16 protein-coding genes are annotated in these 18,952 nt (G+C 72.5%); 5 read left to right on the top strand and 11 right to left on the bottom strand.

Annotation, left to right across the window (positions count from 1 at the left end):
- Window positions 1-23: 23 nt before the first annotated feature.
- Window positions 24-1,133 carry an outer membrane porin GjpA gene (gjpA, locus tag AWC02_RS18225; RefSeq protein WP_085130076.1) on the bottom strand — a complete coding sequence of 370 codons (1,110 nt, stop codon included), beginning with the start codon at window positions 1,131-1,133 and terminating at the stop codon, window positions 24-26.
- A 288-nt stretch (window positions 1,134-1,421) separates the two neighbouring features.
- Between gjpA and AWC02_RS18220 the strand changes: the two genes are divergently transcribed.
- From AWC02_RS18220 to AWC02_RS18210, 3 genes are all read left to right on the top strand, one after another.
- Window positions 1,422-3,251 carry a fatty acyl-AMP ligase gene (locus AWC02_RS18220; protein WP_085130075.1) on the top strand — a complete coding sequence of 610 codons (1,830 nt, stop codon included), beginning with the start codon at window positions 1,422-1,424 and terminating at the stop codon, window positions 3,249-3,251.
- Window positions 3,252-3,291: 40 nt separating this feature from the next.
- Window positions 3,292-4,131 (top strand): dienelactone hydrolase family protein, encoded by an 840-nt coding sequence (locus AWC02_RS18215; protein ID WP_085130074.1) that lies wholly within the window; start codon window positions 3,292-3,294, stop codon window positions 4,129-4,131.
- A 134-nt stretch (window positions 4,132-4,265) separates the two neighbouring features.
- A complete protein-coding gene (locus AWC02_RS18210) occupies window positions 4,266-5,312 on the top strand; it encodes an LLM class F420-dependent oxidoreductase (RefSeq protein ID WP_109561059.1) in 1,047 nt (348 codons plus the stop codon).
- Between the two features lie 58 nt (window positions 5,313-5,370).
- Here the strand turns inward: AWC02_RS18210 and AWC02_RS18205 are convergent, their stop codons facing one another.
- From AWC02_RS18205 to eccCb, 9 genes are all read right to left on the bottom strand, one after another.
- The gene (locus AWC02_RS18205; protein ID WP_085130073.1) at window positions 5,371-6,735 is read right to left on the bottom strand and encodes a hypothetical protein; all 1,365 of its coding nucleotides are present in this window, start codon (window positions 6,733-6,735) and stop codon (window positions 5,371-5,373) included.
- Window position 6,736: 1 nt separating this feature from the next.
- Window positions 6,737-7,039 (bottom strand): type VII secretion target, encoded by a 303-nt coding sequence (locus AWC02_RS18200; RefSeq protein WP_085130072.1) that lies wholly within the window; start codon window positions 7,037-7,039, stop codon window positions 6,737-6,739.
- A 51-nt stretch (window positions 7,040-7,090) separates the two neighbouring features.
- The gene (glmM, locus tag AWC02_RS18195; RefSeq protein ID WP_085130071.1) at window positions 7,091-8,422 is read right to left on the bottom strand and encodes a phosphoglucosamine mutase; all 1,332 of its coding nucleotides are present in this window, start codon (window positions 8,420-8,422) and stop codon (window positions 7,091-7,093) included.
- A 145-nt stretch (window positions 8,423-8,567) separates the two neighbouring features.
- Window positions 8,568-9,071: a 30S ribosomal protein S9 gene (gene rpsI, locus AWC02_RS18190; RefSeq protein ID WP_109561058.1), complete on the bottom strand. Its 504-nt coding sequence runs from the start codon at window positions 9,069-9,071 to the stop codon at window positions 8,568-8,570.
- Complete coding sequence (gene rplM, locus AWC02_RS18185; RefSeq protein ID WP_024443784.1) at window positions 9,068-9,511, bottom strand: 50S ribosomal protein L13; 444 nt, start codon at window positions 9,509-9,511, stop codon at window positions 9,068-9,070. Before rplM ends, rpsI begins: the two co-directional genes overlap by 4 nt.
- Window positions 9,512-9,786: 275 nt before the next feature.
- A complete protein-coding gene (locus AWC02_RS18180; RefSeq protein ID WP_085130070.1) occupies window positions 9,787-10,083 on the bottom strand; it encodes a WXG100 family type VII secretion target in 297 nt (98 codons plus the stop codon).
- 12 nt (window positions 10,084-10,095) lie between these two features.
- On the bottom strand, window positions 10,096-10,440 hold the full coding sequence (locus tag AWC02_RS22690; RefSeq protein WP_085130069.1) for a WXG100 family type VII secretion target: 345 nt from the start codon (window positions 10,438-10,440) through the stop codon (window positions 10,096-10,098).
- 100 nt (window positions 10,441-10,540) lie between these two features.
- Complete coding sequence (locus tag AWC02_RS18170; protein WP_085130068.1) at window positions 10,541-11,713, bottom strand: type VII secretion-associated protein; 1,173 nt, start codon at window positions 11,711-11,713, stop codon at window positions 10,541-10,543.
- Complete coding sequence (eccCb, locus tag AWC02_RS18165) at window positions 11,710-15,279, bottom strand: type VII secretion protein EccCb (RefSeq protein ID WP_085130067.1); 3,570 nt, start codon at window positions 15,277-15,279, stop codon at window positions 11,710-11,712. Before eccCb ends, AWC02_RS18170 begins: the two co-directional genes overlap by 4 nt.
- 114 nt (window positions 15,280-15,393) lie before the next feature.
- Here eccCb and AWC02_RS18160 point away from each other — a divergent pair, with 114 nt between their 5' ends.
- Together AWC02_RS18160 and mycP are read left to right on the top strand one after the other, a co-directional pair.
- Window positions 15,394-16,551, top strand: a complete 1,158-nt coding sequence (locus AWC02_RS18160) for an EsaB/YukD family protein (RefSeq protein WP_165757930.1) — start codon at window positions 15,394-15,396, stop codon at window positions 16,549-16,551.
- Window positions 16,552-16,555: 4 nt separating this feature from the next.
- A complete protein-coding gene (mycP, locus tag AWC02_RS18155) occupies window positions 16,556-17,863 on the top strand; it encodes a type VII secretion-associated serine protease mycosin (protein WP_085130065.1) in 1,308 nt (435 codons plus the stop codon).
- On the opposite strand, the gene eccB is transcribed toward mycP, so the two are convergent.
- Window positions 17,799-18,893 (bottom strand): type VII secretion protein EccB, encoded by a 1,095-nt coding sequence (gene eccB / locus AWC02_RS18150; RefSeq protein ID WP_085130064.1) that lies wholly within the window; start codon window positions 18,891-18,893, stop codon window positions 17,799-17,801. The genes mycP and eccB overlap by 65 nt on opposite strands.
- Window positions 18,894-18,952: the final 59 nt, after the last annotated feature.

The raw sequence follows: 18,952 nt of genomic DNA, 5'->3' as shown, positions 1-18,952 counted from the left end.
GGGCGATCAGCGCCCGATCGCTGCTACGCGCCGCCGAACAGGTCCGCCCACAGGGCGCCGAAGTCGAAGTCGGTAGCCACCCCGGGATCCGGGACAACCTCCACCGGGGGCCCGTCGAAGTCCAGGTCGCCGGTGAGCAGCAACGCGAGCGACTGCCCCAGTCCGGCGAGCGCGCCGAGGAACCCGACCCCCTGGCCCTGGCCGAACGCCAGGTCGAGCTCGAGCGGGTCGGTGACCGAAATGGTGATACCCAGCCCGTTGAGGATCGAGCCGCCACCGAAGACGGGCGGAGGAATTTCTGACCCCAGCAGAGCCTCCAGGTTGCCGCCGACTTCTCCCGGGGACAGCAGCCCGCCGAAGGCGAAGCTCAGTCCGGATATGGCCGCGCCCTCCGGCAGCAGGCCGGCTTCGCTGATCGTCGGGAGCAGGAAGTCCAGGTTGATCGTGGCGCCGTTGAGCCAGCCGTTGAACATGTTCGCCGGGATGTTGATCAGCTCCTGCAGCGCCGCCATGGCGTCCGGGTCCTCGCCGCCGAGATTGGCGCTGATGGCTTCGATGCTGTTGAACAGCTCCACCAACGGCGACAGGTACGGACCCAGGGCGCCGATCAGCAGACCGGACAGCGGCGAGGCCAGGACCTGGACGATCTCCGGGATGGGGTCGGGGATTGCCGGAATGAGCCCGGGGGCCAGCTCTTCCCCTTGGTTGGTGAGCAGGCCGTAGAGCAGGAAGTTGCCGAGGCCGAAGCCCGGGTCCCCGATCCCGCCTTCGCCCGAGGGCAGACTGGTGGTGAATTGAGCCAGCGGGTTGAGGAAGCCCTTCTGGTCGCCGCCCAGGAACGTCAGGGCGGCGCCCAGCTGCTCCAAGCTCAGATTTTCCGGGTCGGCGTTGCTGAGCGCCTCACTTAAGGCGTTGTTGGCGTCCTGCAATGCGTTCTGCAGCTCCGAGACGTTGGCCTGGGCGGTGCTGAAGGCATCGCTCCACGCGCCGGTGAAGTCAATTCCGGCGGTCAGGGCGATATCGCCGACGCCGTGGACTTCAGGCAGCGGCGCGACCACCGGGGTGACCGTGATCATGCCGGCGCCGACCACCGCTACTCCGGCGGTCACAAAAGGACGTAATACAGGATTCATGTGAGTGCTCCTCACTGTCGAAGTGCCCTGCCACCGATGCGCAACTGAGCGTGACACCCACGTTAGTTATATTTTTGCTGTGATACAAGACACAATCTCGGCTGCGTTCCTGGCAGCTTGCTGTCAACGCGCCCGCAATTGTGGTAGCCGGTCGTCGCGCTTTCGGTCCTGGGCGCCCGCCCGTTGGGGCCAACCCGGCTCTGCGGCGCAGCCGCAGCGGTTATGTTGAGACTCCGCGCCACGATCCGCGGGGGAAGTCGGCCGGGAACCGAAGGGTTGGGGAACGACATGCCACAGCACCCTCCGACCGCCTCCGGCAGCCTGGTGGGGCTGCTCCGCCGGCAGGCAGATCGCTATCGGGACAAGGTCGCGTTCGTGTTCGATCCGGACGGCACAGCCGAGCAGGGTGCGCTCACCTATGGCGAACTCGACCGCAGCGCACGAGCGATCGCGGCGGGTCTGCAACAGCAGGAAGCGGCGGGCCGTCGTGTTCTTGTGGTCTGCCGGCCGGGTCTGGACAGCGTGGCCGCCTACTTCGGTTGCCTGTATGCCGGCGCGGTCGCGGTGCCGGTGCAGGATCGGCTCGGGCGGTTGGCACTGATCGCTCCCGATGCGCGAGCCGGTTTCGCCCTGGCGGACTCCGCGACGCAGGACAAGCTCAGGCCGCAGGTCGACGGCATGACCAAGCGCCCGCCGCTGTGGCTGGCCCCCGACGACCTCGGCGCGGACCCGGACAGCTGGGAACCGCCAGAGGTAGACGGCGGCACCACCGCCACACTGCAATACACCTCCGGTTCGACCCGGGCGCCCAAGGGTGTGGTCCTGACACACGGCAACCTGCTGGCGAACCTGGCCGCGATCCACCAGGCGTGGGACGGCGACGACCAGAAGATCGCGGTGTGCTGGCTGCCCCAGCACCACGACATGGGCTTGATCGGCGGCATCCTGCAGAGCGTGTTCGTCGGCGGTACGACGGTGCTGATGTCGCCGGCCGGCTTCATCACCCGTCCGATCCGGTGGCTGGAAGCCATGTCCCGGTACCGCGCGACCACCGCCACCGCACCGAACTTCGCCTACCAGCTCTGCGTCGAGCGCAGCACCGCGCAGGAGCGCGCGGCGCTGGACCTGTCGCAGTGGTCGACGGCGATGAACGGCGCCGAGCCGGTGCAGGTCAGCACCCTGCGGGCCTTCGCCGAGGCTTTCGCCCCGGCCGGTTTCCGGCCGGAGGCGTTCCTGCCGGTGTACGGCCTGGCCGAGGCAACCCTGCTGGTCTCGGGCGGATCGGACGCCGCCGCACCGGTCGTGCGCCATATCGACCGCACCGCGCTGGGCGAAGACCGGGTCGTCGAGATCACCGATGCCGCCGACGACGATCCCCGCGCCGTGGCCCTGGTCGGCTGCGGACGCCCTCGCGGCGGTCAGCAGATCGTCATCGCCGACCCCGAGACGCGACGGCGCCGCGGCCCCGATCAGGTCGGCGAGATCTGGGTCTCCGGGCCATGCGTCGCCCAGGGCTATCGCGGCAAGCCCGAGGACACCGAGCAGACGTTCGGGGCCTACCTGGCCGACACCCGGGAGGGCCCCTACCTGCGCACCGGGGACCTGGGCTTTCTGCGAGCCGGGGAGCTGTTCATCACCGGACGCTGCAAAGACCTGATCGTCTTCCGCGGCAACAACTATTACCCCAACGACATCGAGAAGACGGCGCAGGGCAGCCACCCGGCGCTGTTGTCCGGCCGGGGCGCGGCCTTCGCCGCGGGCACCGGGCCGAATGCCGACGAGCAACTGGTGCTGATCCAGGAGGTCGAGCCAGCAGGTGAGGCCGCGTACGCCGGCATGCTGGACGCGATCGCGGCAGCCGTTGTGCGCCACCAGGGAATCGCTCCCCACGAGGTGGTCCTGGTCGGTCCCGGTTCCATCCCGACCACCTCGAGCGGCAAGATCCAGCGCCAGGCCGCCCGCCAGCGCTACCTCGACGGCGGCTTCGCCGCGGTGGCGCAGCGGCGGGCGGCGCCGGGTAGGCGCACCGGTCCCGCCGATCCCGCGGCGGCCGCCCGGACCGCCGCCGCGGCGCAGCAGGCGGTGGCACTGCAGTACTGGAGGGCACGACCGGACTGACCCCGCAACGCCGGTGTCGCCGGTGCGTTACCGTCATCGGATGGCCAGCACCAAGCGTCTTTACGCCGCGTTGACCCGCCCCGGCCCGCATCGCGTCCTGCGCGGAGACCTGGCTTATGCCGGCCTGGCCGGGGTCGTGTACACGCCCGCGTCCGGGTACCGGCTGCCCGCCGTGGCATTCGGGCACGACTGGCTGACCGGGGCCGATCGCTACGCCGGACTGCTCGAGCACCTGGCCTCATGGGGTGTCGTGGCGGTGGCCCCGGCCACCGAACGAGGGCTGGCGCCGTCGGTGCTGACCCTGGCCGCCGACCTGGGCCGCGCCCTGGAGATCGCCATCGATATCCGGCTGGGGCCGGGGCGTATCAGCGTCGACCCCGGCCGGCTCGGCGTTGCCGGTCACGGCTTCGGCGGTTCGGCCGCGGTGTTCGCCGCGGCAGCACTGCCGATCACGCCCAAGGCCGTGGCGGCGATCTTCCCGACCGTCACCACACCGCCCGCCGAGCTGGCGGCGGCCGCACTCGATGTGCCCGGCGTGGTGTTCAGCAGCGCCGGTGACCCCAAAGCGTTGCGTTCCAACGCGATCGAGCTGGCCCACGCATGGCGGCCCGCCACGCTGCGGGTGATCGACAAGGTGTCGCCGGCCGGGCTGCCGCAGGGCCGCCGCCTCACCGGGTTCTTCGGCCTGCCGACGTCGGACCGACGCACCCAGCGACGGGTGCGCGCCCTGCTGACCGGATACCTCATGGCGCAACTGGTGGGCGACAAAGCGTTCCGGGCCTTCGCCGACCCGCAGGCGGCCCTGCCGCGAACCCAGGCACCGGGCCCCCTGCCAGAGCCGCTGCCGCCGGAGGAGAAGCTCGCCGCACTGTTCGGGTAGCCGCGGTCCGCGGTCCCCGTTCGCACCCCTCGCGATGGCACGACTACCTCGTGATGCGCCATATTTTTTCCCTGAGTAGCCGCCGCTGCCCCGCCCCGAGGCGCTGGGCCGTCAGCAAAGACTGGTATGTGTGAATGGTGCGCATCGGGACACAGCTGAGCTACGCGGGCGGATTCATGGAAGCCGTCGAGCAGGTCGTCGAGCTGGAGAAGATCGGCATAGACGTGGTCGCGGTCGCCGAGGCCTACTCGTTCGACGCCATCAGCCAGCTGGGGTACCTGGCCGCCAAGACCTCGCGGGTCGAACTGCTCACCGGGGTCCTGCCCATCTACACCCGGACTCCCGCCTTGCTCGCCATGACGGCGGCCGGCCTGGACCACGTGTCGAACGGCCGCTTCACCCTGGGCCTGGGCACGTCGGGCCCGCAGGTGGTGGAGGGCTTTCACGGCGTTGCCTTCGACGCTCCGCTGGGACGCACCCGCGAAGTCGTGGAGATCTGCCGGGCGGTCTGGCGCCGGGAACGACTCAACTATGCGGGCAAGCACTACCAACTGCCCCTTCCGCCCGAACGCGGAACCGGTCTGGGCAAGGCTTTGCGGCTGATCAACCATCCGGTCCGGGAGCGCATTCCGATCTCGATTGCCGCCCTGGGGCCCAAGAATGTCGAGCTGACCGCCGAGATCGCCGAGGGGTGGCAACCGGTCTTCTTCTATCCGGAACGGGCGCAGGACATCTGGGGCGACGCGCTGAAGGCCGGTGCGGCCAGACGCGATCCTGCGATGGCGCCCCTGGACGTTATCGTCGGGTCGACGTTGGCCATCGGCGACGACGTGGAAGACCGGCTGGCCTGGGCCAAGCCTCAGCTGGCGCTGTACATCGGCGGGATGGGCGCCAAAGGCCGGAACTTCTACCACAACCTGGCCACCCGTTACGGGTTCGGCGAGGTCGCCGATCGCATTCAAGAGCTCTACCTGGCCGGACGCAAGACCGAGGCGATCAATGCCGTGCCCGACGAGCTGGTCCGCAACACCTCGTTGGTCGGGCCCCGCGGTCTGGTGGCCGAACGACTCGCCGCCTACGCCGAGGCCGGCGTGACAACGCTGCTGGTGGCCCCGCTGGCAACCGGGCCGGACGAGGCGCTGCGCTACGTCGAAGAACTGCGCGACCTGCTTCCGTCGTGACCCAGCGCGGCCCGGCCGCGCGCTCCTGCCCGCACTGACCCGCGGGTGTGCGGCACGCTCACCCGCCCGCGTGCGGCAGCTCCTGGGCCGCGATGTCGCACGGCGTCTGAGGTGCGACGTCCGGCGCCGCCAAGGGCTGCCCGGCATCGCTGTCGGCGCTCGGCGCTTCCGGTTCGCGACTGCCGCCCGACGGGGCCGCCTCCCCCGATGCTTCACCGAGTGGCGCGTCGCCCGGTCGGTCCTGCGGATCGTCTCGGTCAGCGGGCGACTCGGCGGGATCTGACTCCGGCTCGGCGTCGGCGGCTTCGTCAGGGTCTGCGGGCTCCTCGGAGTCGGCGACGCCCTCGGCTTCGGCTCGGGGCCGGTCCTCGAAGGGATCGCGGAACGGCTCATCGGCACCGAACGTGTCGGCGGTCCCCGGGATCAGCCCGCCCAGCCCGGGCAATCCGGGCAGGCTGCCCAGTCCGCCGCCGGTTCCACTGGGCGGGCCGGCCGACGGCCAGCCCCAGTCGCCCGGGACGGCCCGCGTCCCGGACGGCTCGAACGCGCCGGGATGGCCCGGCGCACCGGCGTCGAACGGTCCGGCGGGTGGCCTCGGCTGGGGCGGCTCCGGGGCCGCCGGGCCAACCGGCTGCGCCGGATCGGTCGACGCCGCGACCACAGCCGCTGGCGGCCGGCCACCATCGGGGTCGGCAATCGGCACAGTCTCCGGGCCCTCGGGCGGCGGGATCGGCCCGAGGTCTGCCGGAACGGCGAACCACACCCCCGGCCCGGGGCCGGCTGCGGCGATCGCGGTGCGGTATGCCTCGGCAATGCCGTCCTGGGCCGTCTGGACTGCTGCGACCCAATCGCGGCGGACATCGTTGTCCACGTAGGGGAGCACCTGTTTTTCCACGACGTCGACGGCCCGCTCGTCCGCGGTGCCGGCGTTCACCGCGCATGCCGCCGACAGCCAAGCCGACCGTTGCGCGCCCACCCGCTCATCGACTCCCAGCACGGCCGCGGCCTTGGCATCGACCAACCGCCACAGCTCGTCGCGCAGGACACCGAGCCCGGTGGCCGCGGCGCGCAGCCGGTCCGTGAGCCCAGCAGCGGTGTCGCAGTGCCGGCGCAGAAACTCCGCGGCGGCGTCGGCACCGGGGCCACGCCAGGCGTCCTGAAGCGCGGCAAGGTGGCGGCGCTGGGTGAGCAGTGCATCCTGGGCGGCGTCGGCCAGGGCGCGCAACGCGGTGCAGTCGGAGTCGAGCGCCCGCAGGTCCAGGCCGGCTTCACTGTCGTAGCGGTCGGCGAGCTGGCCGTCATAGCCGGTGATTTCAGCATCGCGGTAGCCCCGTCGGTGGCACGCCGAGACGTAGGCCTGGGTGACAGCGACCGCCTCGCTCCCCTGCGCCAGCCGTGCGGGCACATCGAATCGCGCTGCCACGTCAGCCGACTCGCTGCGCCGCCAGCACCTCGGCCTGCCGGTAGCGCACCGACGCGGCCCGCAGCGCCGCGGCGATCTCGGTGGTGGCCCGCGACCAGCGGATCAGCTCCGGCACCCAGGCATGCAGGGCGCGGCGCAGCTCCTCCCCCGCCCCGATCCAGTCCCGGCCCGCCGTGGCGCCGCCGAAGGTCAATCCGCCCAGCCGGATCCGCACGGCGATGTCCATGCCCGCCGCGGTCGTGTCGAAGTGGTCGGCCACCCAACACAACGCCGCCGCATCGAGGTAGAGCTGCTGTCGTCCCATACGGGGTAGGACGCCGCCACGGCGAGCGGGGTTCCCGCCGATTCGCCCGAGTCAGCGCCGGGCGCGCACCACGTCGGCAACCTCGGCGGCGACCCGGCGGGCGGTCTCTGAGTCGGCCGCCTCCACCATCACCCGCACCAGCTGTTCGGTACCGGAGGGCCGCAACAGGATTCGCCCGGTGTCGCCGAGCTCCTCGGTAGCGCGCCGAACCGCCTCCCGCACCGCCGGATGGCCCACCGCGTCGGCCTTGTCGGTGACTTCCACATTGATCAGCACCTGCGGCAGCGTGCACATCGCCGCGGCCAGATCGGCCAGCGGGCGCCCGGTCTGGGCCATTCGAGCCATCAGCCGCAGGCCGGTGATGATGCCGTCACCGGTGGTGGCCACCTGGGGCAGCACGATGTGACCGGACTGCTCGCCGCCGAGGGTGAATCCGCCGGCCCGCAGTTGCTCCAGGACGTAGCGATCACCGACATCGGTGGTGTGCACCGTAATCCCGGCATCGCGCATCGCCAGGTGCAGGCCGAGGTTGCTCATCACGGTCGCGACCAGGGTGTCCTCGACCAGTTCGCCCGCGTCGCGCATGGCCAGGGCCAGCACCACCATGATGGCGTCGCCGTCGATCACGTTGCCGTCGGCGTCCACCGCCAGGCACCGGTCGGCATCGCCGTCGTGCGCCAAGCCCAGGTCGGCGCCGTGGGCACGTACCGCCGCCCGCAGCGGCTCCAGATGCGTCGACCCGCAGCCGTCGTTGATGTTGAGTCCGGTGGGTTCGGCGTTGATCGCGATCACGGTGGCACCGGCTGCTCGGTAGGCATCCGGCGCTGCCTGCGACGCCGCACCGTGCGCGCAGTCCACGACCACGGTCAGGCCGTCCAGCCGGGTCGGGTTGGCCTCGCTCACGTGGCGCAGGTAGCGCTCGAGCGCGTCGGCGGCATCGACCACCCGGCCCAGATCGGCGCCGACCGGGCGCAGTCCCGGGCCGGCGGCGACCAGGTCTTCGATCTGGTCCTCGGTGGCGTCGTCGAGCTTGTGGCCGCCCGGGCCGAAGAACTTGATGCCGTTATCGGGCATCGGATTGTGCGAGGCGGAGATCATCACCCCGAAATCGGCGTCATATGCGCTGGTCAAATAAGCCACCGCCGGGGTCGGCAGGACGCCCGCGCGCAGCGCGTCGACGCCTTGGCTGGTCAGCCCGGCGATGACGGCGGCCTCCAGCATCTCGCCACTGGCGCGGGGGTCGCGGCCGACGACGGCGACCCGGCGCTCGGTGCTGGTGGACAGCCGTTGCGCCGCGGCGCCGCCCAGCGCAACCGCCAACTCGGCGGTCAGCTCGCGGTTGGCAACCCCGCGGACGCCGTCGGTGCCGAAAAGTCGACCCATAACTATCCTTTATCGCCGCGAGCGTGCGTGCCCCCGGCCCGACACGCCGGTGCCGGACCGAAAAGCACCACCCTCAAAAGCAAGCCGGGGGCACCTTCCGCGTGCGGAAGGCACCCCCAACTCGCTGCCAGAATGCAATCGCAGATCAGCGCTTGCTGTACTGCGGAGCCTTGCGGGCCTTCTTGAGACCGTACTTCTTGCGCTCGGTGGCCCGGGGGTCACGAGTCAGGAAGCCGGCCTTCTTCAGGGCCGGGCGGTCTTCGGGCTGGACCAGGATCAGCGCGCGGGCCAGCGCCAGACGCAGCGCCCCGGCCTGGCCGGACGGACCGCCGCCGTCGAGGTGGGCGTAGACGTCGAAGCTTTCCAGCCGGTCCACGGTGACCAGCGGAGCCTTGATCAGCTGCTGGTGCACCTTGTTCGGGAAGTAGGCCTCGAGCGTGCGCCCGTCCAGGTTGAACTTGCCGGTGCCGGGCACCAGGCGCACCCGGACCACGGCCTCCTTGCGGCGGCCCACGGTCTGGATGGGACGGCCCAGGTCGTGCGGCTGGTAGGCCGGCGCGGCGTCTTCGTGCACTACGTCCTCGACAACCTCAACGACGGTCTCGTCGACCTCGGGGACCTCAGCACCTTCAAATGCGGTCTCGGTCATTGCGCCACCTGCTTGATTTCGAACGGGATCGGCTGCTGGGCGGTGTGCGGATGCACCGGCCCGGCGTAGACGTGCAGCTTGCGCTGAATCTGACGACCCAACTTGTTGTGCGGGATCATCCCGAGGATCGCCTTCTCCACGACACGGTCGGGACGGGTCTCCATCAGCTCGCCGATGCTGCGCTTGCGCAGTCCGCCCGGGTAACCCGAGTGGCGGTAAGCCATCTTCTTCTGCAGTTTGTCGCCGCTGATGGCGACCTTGTCGGCGTTGATGATGATGACGAAGTCACCGCCGTCAACGTTCGGTGCGAATGTCGGCTTGTGCTTGCCGCGCAGCAGGGTTGCTGCCGCAACGGCGAGCCGGCCAAGCACCACGTCGGTGGCGTCGATGACATACCACGAACGTGTGGTGTCACCCGCCTTCGGCGCATAGGTGGGCACAGCGCTTACCTCTTCTTTTCAACTCGAGCCGGGTCGTCCCGGTCTTGCGGATCCCGGTGTGATCCGGGTGCCGGTCCGGCGTGGACGGCGGGGTGGTTCTCGGCGACCGACATTGACCCGAGGACCCGCTGTGCCCGCAGGCACCGCACGCCAACGGAGCAGCTTACCGGCGGCGATCCGGGCAGGTCAAAACGGCGCTGCCGGGGCGTTCACCCGGTGTGGCCCCCGACGGCTCTCCATCCCCGGGGGCCACACCGGTTTGGGGGCGGCCTCTCCTACCTCCCCCAGGCTCCCGCGGCGCGGCGATCGGCGTCGGCGACATCAGCGGCGCCGTCGCGCACCGCCCGGCCCAGATCGACCAGGATCTGGTTCAGCGCCTCGACCGCCTGCTGCCAGCGCAGCTGCTCGGCGTGGTAGGCCCCGGCCGCCTCCCGCGTCCAGACCTGTTGCAGCGGTGCGATCTGCGACCGCAACTCCCCCAGTGCCCCGTTGAGCCGAGCGGCCGTCGTGTGGATCTCCTGGCGGACAGCGAATTCGATCTCGTCGAAGTCGTACGACAGTGCGGTGTCCATCCCCGGCACCGGTCAGATTCCGTCGCCGGCGGCGGCGATGTGGTGCGAGTGGGCCTCGGCCACCTCACGCAGCGCACGTTCGTTGCCCCGGATGGTCTCGGCGATACGCGCCAGCGCGTGATGCAGGTTCAGCGATTCGGCGTTCCAGCGATCCACAACGTCCTGGAACCGGACCGCTGCCAGGCCCGACCACACCGACTCCGGAACCGCGCGCATCCGGGCGACGAACGCCTGCAGCATGCCCCGGATCTCCTCGTTGCGGGCGTCGGTGGCCGCTGCGACGGCGCGCATGACATCGAAGTCGGCGCGAAGCGCGGTGCCGCCGGTGGATCCGGACAGCCCGGAAGGTGTAGCCACATCGGTCCCTCTCGTCGTCGGTTCGCTGATACCTAGTTCGACGGCGATGCCCCCGCTCCGGTTCCCGCCGGTTCCCCACCGGGCGGTTTCACGGGCGGGGTCAACGCCCGGCGGCATGGGCGGAGGCCACCGCCTGCTCGCAGACGTCGCGCACGGTGTCGGCGCCGCCGGGGCCGCTCTGGCAGCCGATGGCGATCCGGATCGAGCCGTCGACCAGCACCGCCCAGGCGATCTGGCGGTCGGCGCGCACCTCGCGGTAGGTCACCGCCGGCCGGCCCGCGCTGGTACCGGCCGGATCGAAGTCCACGAACACCCCCGGCGTCTCGGCCTGGGCGCGCCGCAATCCCTGCTGCAACGCTTCGGCGACGGCGGCCAGCGCGCCGGCCGGGACCGGCATCTGGGTCAGGTGCAGCACCTGATGCGGATCGGCCGGATTGGCCACCTCCACCCGTGCCGAGCCGGTCCCACCGCTGACCCGCCGGACCGTCCAGTCCGCCGGGACCTGCATCGCCACCGCGCCGTCGAGCAGATATGACGTGGGCACGGGGGTCGGTGCCGCGCCCGGGTGCACCACCAGCGCCCAGCCGACCGGTAGAGCCAATCCCAGTGCCGCGGCAGCCGGGCCGCGCCGCCGGCGGCGCCTCGCGACGGTCGCAGCGGTGACCGGCGTACCGGCGGCCGGACGAACCGGGGGCAGCCCGTCGGCCACGGTCACCCGCACCTCGGTCCCCAACCGCTGGCCGATCATGCGCGCCAGCGCCGGGGCCCCGCCGACCCCGGCCGGCGCGTCGATCACCACGCCGTCGCGACGATCTCCCAGCGCCGCCAGGACCCGGCGGGCCACTGCGTCGGCGACCTCGCCGGGGGCGCCGATGCGCGGCTCGGCGACCATGTCGGGGTTTCCGGTTCCGGTGACGGCCACCAGGCCGGCGGCGATCTCCACGACCGCTGCGGCACCGGCTGCGCCGGCCAGCACCGTAGCCCGCGACCGGGTGCGCACCGGCACGCCGCCGGCGGCCGCGGTGAGCGCCGCCACGCGTCGTTGCGGCCACCACGCCGGGTGTATGAGCTCCCTCGACACCGGGGGCGGGGCGCAGGCCAGCACGTCGCGCAGCAGCTCGGGCACCGCGACCGGTTGCCCGTCCACCAGCCCGACCGGGTCGTCGATCCATTCCACCGCCGCGCCGGCACCGGCCGCCTCGGCGCCGCCGCAGCAGAGCCGCCGAATGGTGACGGGCCCGGCCTCGATCACCGCCCGATGCCCGGCGCTCATGGATCCCAGGTCACCTGGATCAGCCGCGGCCCGTCGGCCCGCGTGGTCAAAGTGCCGCGCCCGGCCGGCAGGTCGGCGGTTCGCCCCCAGCCCCCGGGGGCCTCCGCGCCGCTCATCGCCAGCCGCATCGCGCCCAGATCGGACAGCGCGGTCAGCGTCGGCTCATACGCCGACCGGGCCGCACCGCCGGTGCGGCACGCCACGATCAGGTGCAGCCCGACATCGCCGGCGTAGGGCAGGTAGTCCAGCAGCGGCGTCAGCGGATTGCCGGAGCCCGCGGTCACCAGGTCGTGGTCGTCGACCACCACAAACCACTGCGGGCCCGACCACCAGGACCGGGCGCGTAGCTGCTGCGGGGCGAGGCCGGCGCCGGGTAACCGTGCGGACAGCTGCGCGGTCACGTCCGCCAATAGGCTCCTGAGCATCGGCGCGGTTACCGCGTAGCCGCCCAGGTGCCCGGGCGGCACCACCTCGAGCAGGCCGCGGCGGTAGTCGACCACCAGCAGTTGGGCCTGCTCGGCGGTGTGGGCGCGAACCAGCTCCCGGCACAGCGTGCGCAGCGCCGAGGTCTTGCCGCACTCGCTCTCGCCCAGGATCAGCAGGTGCGGTTGCCGGCCGAAATCCAGCGCCACGGCGGCCAGTTCAGGTTCACCGATGCCCAGTACCGGCAGCCCGGCGGCGGCCGCGGCCACATCTGCGGGCGCCACCACAGCCGGCAGTAACCGGATCGGCGCGGCGACGACACCGTCAGGATGCCGCAGCGGCGACCAGTTTTCGGGCCGGGCGAGCCGCATGTGCATGCCCTCGGCGGTCAGACCGCGCCCGGGCCGATCCTGCGGCACCTGCTGGGCTTGCCGGCGGTCCAGTTCGGATTCGGCGGGATCTCCCAGACGCAGCTCGATGCGGCTGCCGATGAGGTCGCGCAGGGCGGGCCGCACCTCGGCCCACCGCGACGCGGCCAGCACCACGTGCACGCCGTGGGACAGTCCGCCGGCGGCCAGCGCGACGATCGCAGCTTCCACGTCGAATTCGCGGCACAGCGCAGCCCATCCGTCGATCACCAGGAAGACGTCGGGGGCCGGGCCCCGCCCTTCCGCATCGCGGTCGGCGCCGGTTTCGCGGCGCGCCACCACGGCCTGCAGTTCGGCGACCATCCGCCCGACCAGATCGGGGTGCGCACGGTCGGCCACCGCGCCCACCTGCGGCACGGCGTCGAGGCCCGCAAGCATGCCGCCGCCGAAGTCCAGGCAGTAGAACACGACCCGGGCCGCATCGTGGGTGGCACACAGTGCGGCGATCAGGGTGCACAGGGCGGTCGACTTGCCCGATTGCGGCGCGCCGACCACCGCGACGTGTCCGGCAGCGCCGTCGAGCCGGACGCACAAGGCGGTGCGCCGCTGCTCGAATGGCCGGTCGACGACGCCGACGGGAACGCTCAGGTGCGTAGCTGGGTTACTGCGCAACACCGATCCCAGGTCCGGGGAATCGCCTAAGGGTGCCAGCCAGATTCGGCGCGCTTGGGCGCCGTGCCCGGACACCCGGTGCAGCATCGCCTGCATCACGGTGCGCGCGCCTGGATCGGGTGCGGCGGCGGGGCGGTGAATCGGCGCGGCGGTGAACGGCGCTACCGCGGTGGGCGCCGGCAGGGGGCGCGGGCACACACCGGAGACATAGGCCGTCTGGAATCGCCGTACGGTGCCGTCGGCAGTGCGCAGAAACCCCAGACCGGGGGTGTTCTCCAGGTCGTGCGCAGCCGTGGTGCCCAAGACGATCCGGGATTCGGCGGCGGACATCGTCTTCAGGCACACCCGGTAGGACAGGTGCGCTTCCAGCCCGCGCAGCCTGCCCTCCTCGAGGCGCTGGCTGGCCAGCAGCAGGTGGATTCCCAGCGACCGGCCCAGCCGGCCGATCACGACGAAGGTGTCAAGGAGGTCGGGGTGGCGGTGCAGCAGTTCGGAGAACTCGTCGACGATGAGCAGCAGTGCCGGCAGGGCCGGTAGCTGCGGCTGCGTCACGCGCGCCTGCCGGTATGCGGCCACGCCGGGCAGCCCGGCATCGCGCAGCTGCTGCTGGCGGCGCTGCAGCTCTCCGGCCAGTGCGTCGCGCATCCGGTCGACCAGCGGCGCCTCCTCGGCGAGATTGGTGATGACGGCACTGACGTGGCGGGCCTGGGAGAATCCGAGGAAGGTTGCGCCGCCTTTGAAGTCGACCAGGACCAGGTTCAGGTCCTCAGGCGAGTGACGCGCCACCATGCCCAGGACCAGGGTGCGCAGAAACTCCGATTTCCCGGATCCGGTGGCGCCGATACACAGTCCGTGCGGACCGCTGCCCCGCTCGGCGGCCTCTTTGATGTCCAGCAGCACCGGGCCGGCGGCGTCGTCGGTGCCGATGGGAACGCACAACCGCTGCGCCGCCGCGCCCGCCCAGGCGGCCGGCGGGTCAAAGCCGTCGACGGTGTCGATGCCCAGCAGCGCAGCCCACCCCCGGTCGCCGCGGCCGGAGCCGGCCGCCCGGCACCCGGCCAGTCGCGCAGCGCACACCGTCGCATCGGGCAGGCTCAGGTAGTCCGGCCGGCCGAGACGGCCGTCGCGGTCGTGCAGCGTTGTTGCCGACACGGCCAGGCGGCGAGCGGCGCCGCGCGCTCCTGCCTCGGCCACCCGCAGACCTGCCGGGTCGTCACTGATCACCACGGCCCGGCGGCCCGCAAGGTCGCTTTCGGCGGCCGCCAGGTCGGGATAGGTCAGCAGCAGCACTCCCCCGGATGCCGACGGGTGCTGGTGGTGGGGAAGCCATTTCAGCCAGTCCCAGTCATGTTGGCGCGAACTGGTGACCGCGGCGATCGCCAGCACGGCGGGGGCGTGCAGGACGGCGAGCTGGCAGATCAGTGCGCGCAGCAGGCCGCCTACCCGGTCGGCGTCGCCGTCCAGCAGCAACGGCTCGGCGCCCAGCACCGGCAGCGTGATCGGCAGGTCGGGCACCGTGGCATAGCTGTCGAGAAATCGTTGCAGCGCCGCATCGGTGACCGGGTCGGCCCGGCGCGCCGGGTCATGCGCGGGCGCGACCAGTCGACTGGCCGGCACGGCCGGCCCGACGCCCACCCGCGCTGAGCCGAATGCCGGATCGGCGGGCTCGCGCTCCCACTGCCGGGGCCCACCGGTGAGCTGCCACAGGACGTCCGGGTCAGGATGTGACCACCGCGCAAATTCCGCTTGGGCCGCAGCGCTTTCGGTGACGGCGCCGCGCAGCCGGCTCAGATAGGCCAGATAGCTTTGGCGGTCCTCATCGATGCCGTTGCCGCCCGAACGATTGCGCCCCGCCACTGCGAGGGCGACCGCCGAGCTGAGCATCATCACCGGTAACACGGCTACCGGGCTGCGTAGGGCGCTCACCCCGGCCCGGTGGGCGATGACGGTGACGGCGAGCATGGCCACGGCCGCCCCGACCGGCAGCAGCCGGGCCAGGATCATCCGATGGTCGCCATCGCGAACCGATGGCGGTGCAGCGACAGTGATTTCGTTCTGCGGCGGCGGCGCCGGCGGAGTCACGCACGCAGCGGGACCGGTCATCGGCACACGGTAGGAAGCTCCGCGGGAACCCGCAACTCGGCTGTGGATAGCCGCAAGCCCGTGCTCCGACGGGGCCGTAGCGTCGCCCCATCGAGGGCGAAAGGGGAACGCGACGTGTCCACTCCGGATTCCGGCCTGCGCCGCGTGGCGATATACACCGACCGCGCGCACGCCGACCTTGCCCTGCCGTCCGGCGTTCCGGTCGCGTCGCTGATCCCCGCTGTTGTGGACGTGTTGCCACCCGGGGCGGACCCGCCGCCGCTGCGCCCCTATCGCCTCTGCGAGCCCGGAAAGGCAGCGCTGGACGGTACGAAATCCCTGTCGCAACAGGGGATCCGCGACGGCGCAACATTGGTGTTGACCTACGCGTCATGCCCCGCGCCGCAGGTGTATTGCGATGATCCGGCCGAACGGCTGGCCGCCACGGTTCAGGCGATGCAGCGCCCGTGGAGTCCAGGGGCACGCCGGCTCAGTGCCGCGCTGGCGGCGAGCGGCCTGGCCGGGGTAGCCGGTTTCGTGGCCGTCCCCGGCGGGCCCGGCGCCCCCAACCTGTTGTTGGCGTTCGCGGCGGCGGGAACGGTGGCCCTGCTGACCGTTCCGCCGAGCGGCTGCGGTGCACCGGTTCGCACCATGTTGTGCTGTCTGGCCGGGCTGATGGTGCTGGCGGCGGTCGCGGCCACGGCCGTCGCGCTGAGCGGGTCCGGCCTGGCACGGCTGGCCGTTGTGGCGGCGGGCGCCGGTCTCTGGCTGACCCGCATCGCCGACCGCGTTGCCGCCGCGGCCACCGGGTTGTCCCGCAGCCCGCAGGCAGCCGTCGCCCGGGCCGGTCAGGCGCACGATCTGTTGACCGGGTTGGTGGCGGTGGCGTCGGGGCTGGTGGTGCTGGGCACCGCCGGAGTGATCGCCGCGGCACCGGTCGCCGGGACGCCGCGGGCGACCGGTGTGGTGTTCGCGGCGGCGGCCGGTGCGGCGTTGGCGCTGCGCGCCCGTTCGCACAGCGACGGCGTCCACATCGCGGCGCTGGTCGCCGGTGGTACCGCCACGCTGGGGATCGCGTTGCTGGGCGCGTCGTTCAGCGGGGCACGGCAGTGGCCGGCGGGGCTGGCCGTGGCGCTGGCCGCCGCGGCGCTCGGTTTCGGCGCCACCCCGGCGTCGGTGTCGATCCGGCGGGGCGCCGAGGTTCTGGAGGGCCTGGCGCTCGGTTCGCTGGCGCCGCTGGCCTGCTGGCTGGTGGGGCTCTACAGCGTCGCCCGCGGGTTGAGCGTGGGGTGAAGCCGTGCGGCGCCGGCGGATCGCTCGACTGGCCGCGGCCGCCCTGCTGGCAGCAACGCCACCGTGGGCGCCGCCGGCGAACGCGGTGGCACCGCCCCCGGTCGACGGCACCCGACTGCCCCCGCCGGCGCCGGCCGCGCCGCTCCGCCCCACCGTGCAGCGTGACGTGTGCACCGTGCCGTCGCTGGGCCCGGGCGGGCTGAGGACCCAGCTCGACGAACTGGACCTGAGCGCCGCGTGGGCGCTCACTCGCGGGGCCGGCCAGCGGGTTGCGGTGATCGACACCGGGGTGGCGACACACCGGCGCCTGCCCGGCCTGGTCGGCGGCGGTGACTACGTGTCCACCGGCGACGGCACCCGCGACTGCGACGGGCACGGCACGCTGGTCGCCGGAATCATCGCGGCCGCACCCGATCCCGCGGCTGACCGGTTCGCCGGGGTGGCGCCGCTGGCCACCGTGATCGCCATCCGCCAGTCCAGCACCAGATTCAGCGCCGTCGGCGGTGCCCCCGGCGTCGGCGACGTCGACACGCTGGCTCGGGCGGTGCGCATGGCGGCCGACCTGGGGGCATCGGTCATAAACATCTCCACGGTGGCCTGCCGGCCCGCGAGCTCCGGCCTCGACGACCGCGCGCTGGGAGCCGCGTTGGCCTATGCGGTCGAGGTGAAGAACACCGTGGTCGTCGCCGCGGCGGGCAACACCGACGAGGGGTGCGGCGGCGAGGAGCCCATGATCGTCACCCCGGCCTGGTACGACGACTACGTGCTGACCGTCGGCTCGGTGGACGGCGCCGGCTCCGCGTCGGCCTTCACCGCACCCGGCCCCTGGGTCGACGTGGCAGCCCCGGGCGAGTCGGTGCTCTCGTTGAGCACCGTCGCCGATGCGATGGCCGACAGTCTCGACGGTTCGGCGCTGCGTGGCACCAGCTTTGCCGCGCCGGTGGTCAGCGGTCTGGCTGCGCTGGTCCGCGCGCGGTTCCCGCAGTGGACGCCGCGCCAGGTGATGGACCGGATCACGGCCACCGCCCACCCGCCACCGGGCGGGCGCGACGACTACGTCGGCGCCGGCGTGGTGGACCCGCTGGCCGCGCTCACCTTCGAACCGGCCGCCACCCGCGAGCAGGGTGGCCCGGCGCCGGCGCAGGAGCCCGCCGTGATGCTGCCCCCCGAACCCGCCTCGGGGGCCGCCGGGTGGGGCACCACCGTCGCCGGCACCGCGCTGCTGCTGGCATCACTGCTGGTGGCCGTCACCGCGCGGCTGGCGGCTCGCCGGAGGGCACGTCGCGGGGCCGCAGCGCCTGCTCCCGGCTGAGCCGGGGACCGGCCGGCAGCCCGGCCAGCAGTGGCCACGGCACCCCGGCCGCACGGCCCGGAAACCCCAGGCTGCGCGCCGCATCGTCGTCGGCGACGGCGAACCGCACCCCGGTGTCGGCGATCAGATAGCCGGAACCCACGGTGTGGCCGGCGGTATCGATCGCGCGGACGTAGGGCGTGTGTCCCGGCGGCAGGTAGACCGCATCCAGGGCAGGCCCGGGCCCGTCCGCCTGCGCCAGTGCCGTCGGGGTCTCCCCGGTGGACAGGACCGCCCCGGTGGACAAGGTGATCGCGTCCGGGGCCTCGGGGCGCCAGTGCGCGCACAGCGTCGCCGGGGCGATCCGCAGCCGGCGGGGGTCGACCGGCGAGGCAGCGGGGGCTTCGGGGATCGCGTTGAGCAGCAGCGCCGATACACGCCGCGACACCGCGGCGGCCAGCACCGGGTCAGCGGGATCGACGGCGATCCGCCGTCCGTCGACCAGCAGGTAGCGGGCCCCGGACTCGGAGTCCACCGGCACCGCCTCCTGCGCCGTGACCCCGGCCGATTGTCGTGGGGCCCGGCCGACGATGAGCGTGGTCCCGGTGGTGTCGTCACACAGCGACCAGGTCTGCGCGGCCGGCGTCGCCGCCCCGAGGACGCCGGGAGCACCGGGAATGCCCAGCGGCGGGCCCCGCCGGGCGCGGCGGATCACCGCGCCGTCCACCGGTAGCGGGTCGGCGGTACCGGCGATCAACCGCGCCGACGCGAGGTTGTACACCGGATGCAGCACGTCGGCGACGCGGACATACAGTGCCCCGCTGGCCCGGTCCAGGACAATGGGTTCGTCGCCCAGCGCCGGCTGCGGCCGCACGACGGCCAGCACCACCGCCCCCGCGGCGACCGCCGCACTGAGCAGCCAGCTCAGGCCCAGCGCGACCCGCCCGGGGGCGGGGTCACCGGTCACCTGGCCGCGGGAGAGCGCCCCTGCCAGCCGGCGGGCGGTGAAGCGGTGGGCGCTCAGCTCGAGCTGCGTCCCCGATCCCGCCATCGCGCCACCCGTCCCCGTGGTCTGTGCGGCGAGACTATCGGCAAGACCGGTGCGACGGT

Source organism: Mycolicibacter engbaekii, from assembly GCF_002101585.1.
GTDB classification, from domain to species: Bacteria; Actinomycetota; Actinomycetes; order Mycobacteriales; family Mycobacteriaceae; genus Mycobacterium; species Mycobacterium engbaekii.
Note: the sequence above shows the minus strand (reverse complement) of the source record. Positions and strands in the feature narration are given on the sequence as shown.